General features: G+C 75.6%; 5 protein-coding genes and 1 pseudogene. 3 read left to right on the forward strand and 3 right to left on the reverse strand.

The window, feature by feature from the left end; translation table 11 throughout:
- A partial coding sequence (gene cobT / locus AB0E96_RS34310) for a nicotinate-nucleotide--dimethylbenzimidazole phosphoribosyltransferase (protein WP_359829711.1) occupies positions 1-2,007 on the forward strand: 2,007 nt, incomplete at its 5' end.
- A 107-nt stretch (positions 2,008-2,114) separates the two neighbouring features.
- Complete coding sequence (cobA, locus tag AB0E96_RS34315) at positions 2,115-3,362, forward strand: uroporphyrinogen-III C-methyltransferase (protein WP_359829712.1); 1,248 nt, start codon at positions 2,115-2,117, stop codon at positions 3,360-3,362.
- A gap of 42 nt (positions 3,363-3,404) precedes the next feature.
- Here cobA and AB0E96_RS34320 read toward each other — a convergent pair whose 3' ends face one another.
- A complete protein-coding gene (locus AB0E96_RS34320) occupies positions 3,405-6,146 on the reverse strand; it encodes a SpoIIE family protein phosphatase (protein ID WP_359829713.1) in 2,742 nt (913 codons plus the stop codon).
- A gap of 89 nt (positions 6,147-6,235) precedes the next feature.
- Here AB0E96_RS34320 and AB0E96_RS34325 point away from each other — a divergent pair, with 89 nt between their 5' ends.
- Positions 6,236-7,042 (forward strand): RNA methyltransferase, encoded by an 807-nt coding sequence (locus AB0E96_RS34325; RefSeq protein WP_359829714.1) that lies wholly within the window; start codon positions 6,236-6,238, stop codon positions 7,040-7,042.
- Positions 7,043-8,102: 1,060 nt separating this feature from the next.
- Here AB0E96_RS34325 and AB0E96_RS34330 read toward each other — a convergent pair.
- Together AB0E96_RS34330 and AB0E96_RS34335 are read right to left on the reverse strand one after the other, a co-directional pair.
- Positions 8,103-8,957: a hypothetical protein gene (locus AB0E96_RS34330; RefSeq protein WP_359829715.1), complete on the reverse strand. Its 855-nt coding sequence runs from the start codon at positions 8,955-8,957 to the stop codon at positions 8,103-8,105.
- 74 nt (positions 8,958-9,031) lie between these two features.
- Positions 9,032-9,127, reverse strand: a pseudogene (locus AB0E96_RS34335) (Lsr2 family protein); the annotation flags it as partial.

A 9,127-nucleotide genomic window follows, 5' to 3' on the forward strand; every position in this document is an offset into this window, starting at 1 on the left:
CTTCCGCCTGAGGTGCTCCCGTTCCAGGTGCCCCCGTTTCGGGTGCCCCCGACCCAGGTGCCTCCGCTGTCGGGGAAGTCACTGGTCGGGGTGGCCGAGCAGGTCGAGCAGTCCGGGACCGAGCAGCCCGAGGCCGCCGTCGAGCAGCCCGTCGCCGAGGCCGAGGCCCCCGCCGAGCAGCCCGCCGCCGACGAGTCGCCGGAGCAGCCGGAGCAGCCGGAGCAGCAGCCCGAGGAGCCCGCCGAGCCGCGCGGCCCGGCCGCCCCCGGCTACGACGAGGCCGGCCGCGAGGCCGTCCACCAGGTGATCCGCGAGCGCCGCGACGTGCGCAACGGTTTCCGCCCGGACCCGATCCCGCACGAGGTGCTGATCCGCGTCCTGGAGGCCGCCCACACCGCGCCCAGCGTCGGCTACTCGCAGCCGTGGGACTTCGTGGTGATCCGCTCGGCGAAGACCCGCAGGCGGATGCACGCCCTGGCCGAGCGCCAGCGCGAGGCGTACGCGGACTCGCTGCCCAAGGGCCGGGCCAAGCAGTTCAAGGAAATCAAGATCGAGGCCATCCTCGACACCCCGGTCAACATCGTGGTGACGGCCGACCGCACCCGCGGCGGCCGGCACACCCTGGGCCGGCACACCCAGCCGCAGATGGCCCCGTACTCGGCCGCCCTGGCCGTCGAGAACCTCTGGCTGGCCGCCCGCGCCGAGGGCCTGGGCGTCGGCTGGGTGAGCTTCTTCGACGACGAGGAGCTGGTCCGCGAGCTCGGCCTGCCCGAGCACCTGGAGGTCGTCGCCTACCTGTGCGTCGGCTTCGTCGACGAGTTCCCGGACGAGCCCGAGCTGGAGCAGCAGGGCTGGGCCAAGAAGCGGCCGCTGGCCTGGGTCGTCCACGAGGAGCAGTACGGCAATCGCGCGCTGCCCGGCGAGGAGCCGCAGAGCCTGCTCGCCGAGACCCTGCGCGGCATCCGCCCGCTGGACGCGAAGGCGCTCGGCGAGGCCTGGGACCGGCAGAAGCGGATGACCAAGCCGGCCGGCTCGCTCGGCATGCTGGAGATCATCTCGGCCCAGCTGTGCGGCCTGTCCCGCAAGTGCCCGCCGCCGATCCCGGAGCCCGCCTGCGTGGCGATCTTCGCCGGTGACCACGGCGTGCACGCCCAGGGCGTCAGCCCCTGGCCGCAGGAGGTGACCGCCCAGATGGTCGCCAACTTCCTGGCCGGGGGAGCGGTGATCAACTCCTTCGCCAAGCAGATCGGCACCGAGGTCTGCGTGGTCGACGTCGGCGTGGCCGCCGAACTGCCGGAGGCCGTCCAGCAGGGCCGCGCCACCGGTCTGCTGCCGCGCAAGGTCCGTCCCGGCACCGCCGACATGACCCAGGGCCCGGCGATGACCCGCGAGGAGGCCCTGAAGGCCATCGAGGTCGGCATCGAGACCGCCCGCGACCTGGTCGCGGCGGGCAACAAGGCGCTGGTCACCGGTGACATGGGGATCGCCAACACCACCGCCTCGGCCGCCCTGATCTCGGTGTTCACCGGCCTCGACCCGGCTGAGGTCACCGGCCGCGGCACCGGCATCGACGACGAGACCCACGCCCGCAAGGTCGAGGTCATCCGCGCCGCGCTGGCCCTGCACCAGCCCGACCCGAGCGACCCGGTCGGCGTCCTCGCCGCCGTCGGCGGCCTGGAGCACGCCGCCCTGGCCGGCTTCCTGCTGGGCGCCGCCTCGCTGCGCACCCCGGTCGTCCTGGACGGTGTCATCGCCGGCTCGGCCGCGCTGGCCGCCAAGGCCATCGCCCCCGAGGTGCTGGCCGCCTGCATCGCCGGTCACCGCTCCGCCGAGCCGGGCCACCAGGCCGCGCTGGCGAAGCTCGGTCTGCGCCCGCTGATCGACCTGGACCTGCGGCTCGGCGAGGGCACCGGTGCCCTGCTGGCCCTGCCGCTGGTGCAGAGCGCGGCCCGGGCGATGCACGATGTAGCCACCTTCGACTCCGCCGGGGTCACCGAGAAGGCCTGACGCATCCCGTCACCGCTCCGCGGTCCGGCCCGAGGGCGCGCCGGACCGCGGAGCGGCGTCGTGCCGTACCGTCCCCCCACCCTCATCCCCGATCAGGAGCACCGCCGATGACCGCGCCCACCCCGCACCCGAGCACCGAGGGCCGTACCCCCTACCCGGTGGGCCTGCTGCTGGCCGGCCGCCGCGTCGTCGTGGTCGGCGGCGGACAGGTCGCCCAGCGGCGGCTGCCCGCCCTGATCGCCTCCGGCGCCGACCTGCACCTGATATCGCCGGCCACCACCCCGGCCGTCCAGGCCATGGCCGACGCCAGCGAGCTCACCTGGCACGCCCGCCCGTACCGGGACGGTGACCTGGCCGACACCTGGTACGCCCTGGTCGCCACCGACGACCCGGCCGTCAACGCGGCGGTCAGCGCCGAGGCCGAGCGCGAGCGGGTGTTCTGCTCCCGCAGCGACGACGCCGCCGCGGCCACCGCCTGGACCCCGGCCAGCGGCCGCGACGCGGGCGCCACCGTCGCCGTCCTCACCGGCGACCCGCGTCACTCCGCCGCCCTGCGCGACGCCATCGTGGACGGCCTGCGGGACGGCTCGCTGGCCGCCCGCCAGTTCCGCTCGCACGGCGCCGGCGTGGCCCTGGTCGGCGGCGGCCCCGGCGACCCGGACCTGATCACCGTGCGCGGCCGCCGGCTGCTCGCCGACGCCGACGTGGTCGTCACCGACCGCCTCGCCCCGCGCGAGCTGCTCGCCGAACTGCCCGAGCACGTCGAGGTGATCGACGCCTCCAAGATCCCGTACGGCCGTTTCATGGCCCAGGAGGCGATCAACCGGACCCTGGTGGAGCACGCCAAGGCCGGCAAGTTCGTGGTCCGGCTCAAGGGCGGCGACCCGTACGTCTTCGGCCGCGGCGGCGAGGAGCTGCTGGCCTGCGCGGAGGCCGGGCTGCCGGTCACCGTGGTGCCCGGGATCTCCAGCTCGATCAGCGTCCCCGCCGCGGCCGGCGTCCCGGTCACCCACCGCGGGCTGACCCACGAGTTCACCGTGATCTCCGGCCACGTCGGCCCGGACGACGAGCGCTCGCTCACCAACTGGGAGGCCGCCGCGCGGATGAGCGGCACCCTGGTGCTGCTGATGGCGGTGGACAAGATCGGCGCGATCGCCGCCCGGCTGGTCGAGTACGGCCGGTCGGCGGACACCCCGGTCGCGATCGTCCAGGAGGGCACCACCGCCGCCCAGCGCCGGGTGGACGCCACCCTCGGCACCGTCGCCGCGGTGGTCGAGGCCGAGGGCGTCAAGCCCCCGGCGGTCATCGTCGTCGGCGACGTCGTCAACGTGCTCGCCGAGGCCTTCCGGCCGTAGGCCCCGGACCGCCCGGAGTGGGAAGTCGGCCCGGCCGACTTCCTACTCCAGCGGTTGCTCCGTCCAGATGACCTTCCCGGTCGCGGTGTAGCGCGTCCCCCAGCGGTCCGCGAACTGCGCGACCAGGAACAGCCCGCGCCCGCCCTCGTCTTCCGTCGCCGCGTACCGCAGGTGCGGCGAGGTGCTGCTGCCGTCCGACACCTCGCAGATCAGCGAGCGGTCCCGCAGCAGCCGCACCCGGATCGGCCCGGAGCCGTACCGGATCGCGTTGGTCACCAGCTCGCTCAGGATCAGCTCGGTGACGAACGCGGCGTCCTCCAGCCCCCAGGCCGTCAGCCGCTCCGCCACCGCGGCCCGCACCTCGCCCACCGCCGCCGGGTCCGAGGGCACCTCCCACTGCGCCACCCGGTCCGGCGCCAGCACCCTGGTCCGCGCCACCAGCAGCGCGATGTCGTCCTGCGGGTGCTGCGGCAGCATCGCCCCGAGCACGTCCGCACAGGTCTGTTCGGGCGTGCGCGGCGGCCCGGTCAGCGCCGCCCGCAGCAGCGCCAGCCCCTCGTCGATGTCCCGCTGCCGGTCCTCCACCAGCCCGTCCGTGTACAGCACCAGCCGGCTGCCCTCGGCCAGCTCCAGTTCGACGGTCTCGAACGGCAGCACCGCCAGCCCCAGCGGCGGCCCGGTCGGCAACTCCGGGAACACCACCCGGCCCTGCGGGTCCACCACGGCCGGTGGCGGGTGCCCGGCGCTGGCCAGCGTGCAGCGGCGCGACACCGGGTCGTAGATCGCGTACAGGCAGGTCGCCCCGGCCAGCTCCGCGCGCTCACCGCCCGCCGCCTCGTCCTGGTCGATCCGGTTCACCAGCTCGTCCAGGTGCCCCAGCAGCTCGTCCGGCGGCAGGTCCAGGGTCGAGAAGTTGTGGATCGCCGTGCGCAGCCGGCCCATCGTCGCCGCCGCGTGCAGCCCGTGCCCCACCACGTCCCCGACCACCAGCGCCACCCGCGCGCCCGGCAGCGGGATCACGTCGAACCAGTCCCCGCCCACCCCGGCCTGCGCCGGCAGGTAGCGGTGCGCCACGTCCAGCGCGGTCTGCTCCGGCAGGTTGCGCGGCAGCAGGCTGTGCTGGAGCGTCACCGCCATGGTGTGCTCCCGGGTGTAGCGGCGGGCGTTGTCGATGCACACCGCCGCGTGCGCCACCAGCTCCTCGGCCAGCGCCAGGTCCTCCGCCTCGAACGGCTCCGCCCGCTGCGCCCGCCAGAACCGGGCCACCCCCAGCAGCACCCCGCGCGCCCGCAGCGGCACCCGCACCAGCGAGTGCACCCCGTACGCCAGTACCTGCGCCGACCGCTCCGGGTCCTGCTCCCGCCACCCGCCGGCCGCCGTCAGGTGCGGCTCGACGGCCGGCTCGCCGCTGTGCAGCGTCCCGGCCAGCGGGGTCGCGGGCACCACCTCCAGCACCGTGCCGACCGGGTAGAACGGCGCGTCGTCCCGGACGCCCGCCACCGCGGTGCGCCGCATCCGCCCCAGCGAGGGGCCCGGTGGCGGCTCCTCGCCGGTCAGCACCTGGTCCGCCAGGTCCACCGTGACGAAGTCCGCGAACCGCGGCACCGCGACCTGCGCCAGCTCCTCCGCCGTCCGGGTCACGTCCAGCGTGCTGCCCACCGTCACCCCGGCGTCGTACAGCAGCCGCAGCCGCCGCTGCGCGCCCTCGGCCCGGCCGGACAGCGCCGCCAGCTCGGTGGAGTCGCGCAGCGTGGCGACGCGGCCCGGCGGACCGCCCGGCTGGTCGATCAACCGGACGTTCACCGCCAGCAGCCGCTCCCCGGACAGCACCACCTCGTCGGTCACCGGGTGCTCGGCGGTCAACAGCTCCAGCGGCGCCCGTTCCAGGCCCAGCCCGGTCACCGGGCGGCCCTCGGCGTCCGGCGGCAGGCCCAGCAGCCGGCGCGCCTCGTCGTTGCAGAGCAGCAGCAGGCCGTCCCCGCCGACGATCATCACGCCCTCGCGCACCGCGTGCAGCACCGCCGCGTGATGCTCGTACATCCTGGTCATCTCGACCGGGCCCAGGCCGTGCGTCTGGCGCCGCAGCCGCCTGCTGATCAGCGCCGTCCCGAGCGTGGCCAGCCCGACCGCGGCCGCCGCCGCGCCCAGCACCACCGGGAGTTGGCGCTCGCTGGCGCTGCTGACGTTCTTCAGCGTGACGCCCGCCGAGACCAGCCCGGCCACCGAGCCGTCCGGCGCGTACACCGGGACGACCGCCTGCACCAGCGGGCCCAGCGTGCCCGAGACCTCCTGCGTCACCACCTGCCCGTGCAGCGCGGGTTCGTAGGTGCCGACGAACTTCTGGCCGATCCGCGCCGGGTCCGGGTGGGTGTAGCGGATGCCCTGGTTGTTCAGCACCACGATGAAGTCCACGCCGGCGGCGACCCGCGCCGACTGCGCCCTCGGCTGCAGGACGGCCGTCGGGTCGGGGGAGCGCAGCGCGTCGACGATGCCCGGCGAGGCGGCGAAGGTCTGTGCCACCGCCACCGACCGGTTGCGCGCCTCGTGCTCGGCGTCGTTGCGCGACTGCACCACCAGCGCCACCGCGGCCGCCGCCACCAGCAGCAGGACGACCAGGATCTGGAGCGCGAACACCTGCCCCGCCACCGACCTGCGCCACACCGGCCACCGCGGCTTCGCGCGCGGCAGCTGTGGCCGACCGTGTGGGCGCCCACCGGGGGAGCCGGCGGAGCCAGTGGCACCAGAGGCCGACGGAGCCCAGGATCGGCCCGGATTTCGGGCCATACGGTCATATTTGCACTACGGCCTGCCGGGGACCACCCCGCTCCCTCGGCCGTTTGGCCTTCCCCGCCCGGGCTTGGCAAGATCGCAGGGTGTCCGAACCCCGCACCATCACCGACCCGGCCGACCCCCGCCTCGCCGACTACACCGGCCTCACCGACGTCGAGCTGCGCCGCCGCCGCGAACCCGCCGAGGGCCTCTTCATCGCCGAGGGGGAGAAGGTCATCCGCCGCGCCCTCGCCGCCGGCTACCGGATGCGGTCGATGCTGCTCACCCCCAAGTGGCTGGAGGTGATGGGCGACGTCATCGCCGAGGCCGACGCCCCCGTCCACGTGGTCGAGCCCGCGCTCGCCGAAGCCGTCACCGGCTACCACGTGCACCGCGGCGCCCTCGCCTCGATGGAGCGCAAGCCCCTCCCCGACGCCATCGAGGTGCTCGCCGGCGCCCGCCGGGTCGCCGTGCTGGAGGGCCTGGTCGACCACACCAACCTCGGCGCCATCTTCCGCAGTGCCGCCGCCCTCGGCATGGACGCCGTCCTGCTCTCGCCGGACTGCGCCGACCCGCTCTACCGGCGTGCCGTCAAGGTCTCCATGGGCGCGGTCTTCGCCGTCCCGTACGCCCGCCTGGACCCGTGGCCCGCCGCCCTCGACACCGTCCGCGAAGCCGGCTTCACCCTGCTGGCCCTCACCCCCGCCGACAGCGCCGTCGACCTCCACACCCTCGCCCCGCACGGCCTTCCCAAGGCCGCCCTCATGCTCGGCGCCGAGGGCGACGGCCTCACCCCCCGCGCCATCGCCGCCGCCCACCACCCCGTCCGCATCCCCATGGCCCACGGCATCGACTCCCTCAACGTCGGCGCCGCCGCAGCCGTCGCCTTCTACGCCGTCACCACCCCCTGACCCACCCCCAGGGACCACCCCCCGTGCACCAGAAGTCGGCCGAGTCGACTTCTGGTGCACGCCCGCTCCACCGAGGCCACCCGCCGCCGCGCAGCACGGCACTCGCCCACCAGAAGTCGGCGGGCCCGACTTCTGGCGCTGCGGCCCCCGCATTCCTCCTCCTTCTCCTTGCGTGGGCTGCCACGTCATCGGAAGTCGGCTGGGCCGACTTCTCGTGCGCACCTGGTTCCACCGAGGCCGCCCGCCCTCCCATCGCGCGGCGCCCTGGCGGACAGCCGTGCGTCAGAAGTCGGCGGGTCCGACTTCTGATGTACGCCCGCTCCACCGAGGCCATCCGTCGGCCCGCAGCACGGCATCGGGGGCGGCCACGCTTCAGAAGCCGGCCGGGGCGACTTCTCGCCCGTGCTGGCTTCCTCATGCCCATCCGCCGCCACACAGCGCGGTGCCCTGCCGCGCAGCTGCTTCGCCGGCACCACCTGCCGCCCGCAGGTCCGCAGCGCGGCCTCAGCGAGAAGTCGGCCGGCCAGGTGCTTCTCGCGCTCTCTCGCCGGTACCACCGCAGCACGGGAAGTCGACCGAGCCGACCTTGGGTGGTACCCGCCGCCCGGCGGCAGCTGGCGTTCGGCGCGGCCTTGGGCACCGAGAAGTCGGCCGAGTCGACTTCTCACGTCACCGCGCCGCCACGATGCAACCGAGACGACCACCCTCACCGTCGGCCAACACCCCCAGCGAGGCATCAGAAGCCGGCCCGCGCAGCAGTTCGGCCGTCTCCTCGCCGGTGGAGCCGGCCCCGCACCATGGGAAGTCGGCGGGCCCGACTCCTGGCGCCCGCCCGCTCCGCTGAAACCGTCCTTCGGCCCGCGGCACGGCCTCGGGAGGCCACGTTTCAGAAGTCATCCGCCGTCTTACAGCGCGGCGCCCTCGGGGACGGCCTGCGCGAGAAGTCGGCGGGTCCGACTTCTCGCGCGCACCGGCTCTGCCGCGGCCATCCGCCGCCTCATGGCGCGGTGGCCTCGGGGGCAGCTCTGCGCGGGGAGCCGGCCGGGCCGGCTTCCGGGGGTCAGCCGGTGGGCGAGGTGGGTGGGGCGGGGGCGGCGGCGGGGGGCGGGGTGGTGGCGCCGGGCCAGGACTCGTCGAGGGTGCCGTCGGTGCGGACGGTGTAGCGGGTGGAGCTGACGGCGCCGGTGGCGGCCGCGCGCTCCTCGCGGACGACCGTGCTGCCGTCCAGCCGCCAGGTGGCCGTGGCCTGGGGGTCCGCCGCCGAAGTGCGTGAGGCAGTGGCGACCGGGGTGTCCCCGGTGAAGGTGTAGAGCTGGACGAGGTCGACCGGGGCGGAGCCCTCCGCCCGCCGCAGGACGACCACCGAGGCGGGCAGGCCCTTGTACCGGGCCGGCAGCACCGCGCTCAGCGCGACCTGGGGGCCGGCCCCGACGGAGTGCCCGTTCTGCAGGGCGATGGCCGGCCCGCCGGCCCCGTCGGGGTAGCTGCGGTTGGGCCAGTCCACGGTGGGCACGGGCGCTTGGGGGGCCGTCAGCCCGCTGTCCGTCCCGGTACGTGCGGCTGCCGGGAGCGGCGCGGTCGAGGTCTGCGGTGCGACGTCCGCGGAGGTTCCCGGGGCGGCCTGTTCGCCGCCGGAGCCCGCGTTGGCGACCACGCCGGTCGGCGGCCGGACGCTCTGGTTGTCCCGGTTCTCGCACCCCTGTGCCGCCGCGATGGCGAGGGCCACCCCGATGGTCACCGTGACGAAGACCACCAGCCGCTGCCGGAGCAGCCGCTGCCGCGCGGTGCCGGGCCGCGCCCCGGGGGCGGGGGTGTGCTGGCGGTCCCTGGGCCGTGGTGCCCGGTCGCGCGGGGCGGGGCGGGGCGGGGGAGGGGTCTGCGGACGGTCCGGGCGTTCCCGCAGCGGCCGGGTCACCAGCGTCGGCTCGGGCCGGGGGAGGGGCGCGGCCGGGCCCTGCGGGCGCCGTCCCGCGGCCCCGGCCGCCTGCGCGCCGGGTCCGGGGTGAGGGCGGTGCGACGGAACGACTTTCCGGTGCGGCTCTGGCGGCGGCCGGCGGCGACGAACGGAGCGAGGGCCTCCCGCAG

It is taken from the genome of Kitasatospora sp. NPDC036755, assembly GCF_040636595.1.
In the GTDB taxonomy this organism is placed as follows: domain Bacteria; phylum Actinomycetota; class Actinomycetes; order Streptomycetales; family Streptomycetaceae; genus Kitasatospora.

Excerpts from the sequence above, each read along its gene's own strand:
- cobA (WP_359829712.1), top strand. The coding sequence starts at position 2,115 with ATGACCGCGCCCACCCCGCACCCGAGCACCGAGGGCCGTACCCCCTAC.
- AB0E96_RS34320 (WP_359829713.1), bottom strand. The coding sequence starts at position 6,146 with ATGGCCCGAAATCCGGGCCGATCCTGGGCTCCGTCGGCCTCTGGTGCC.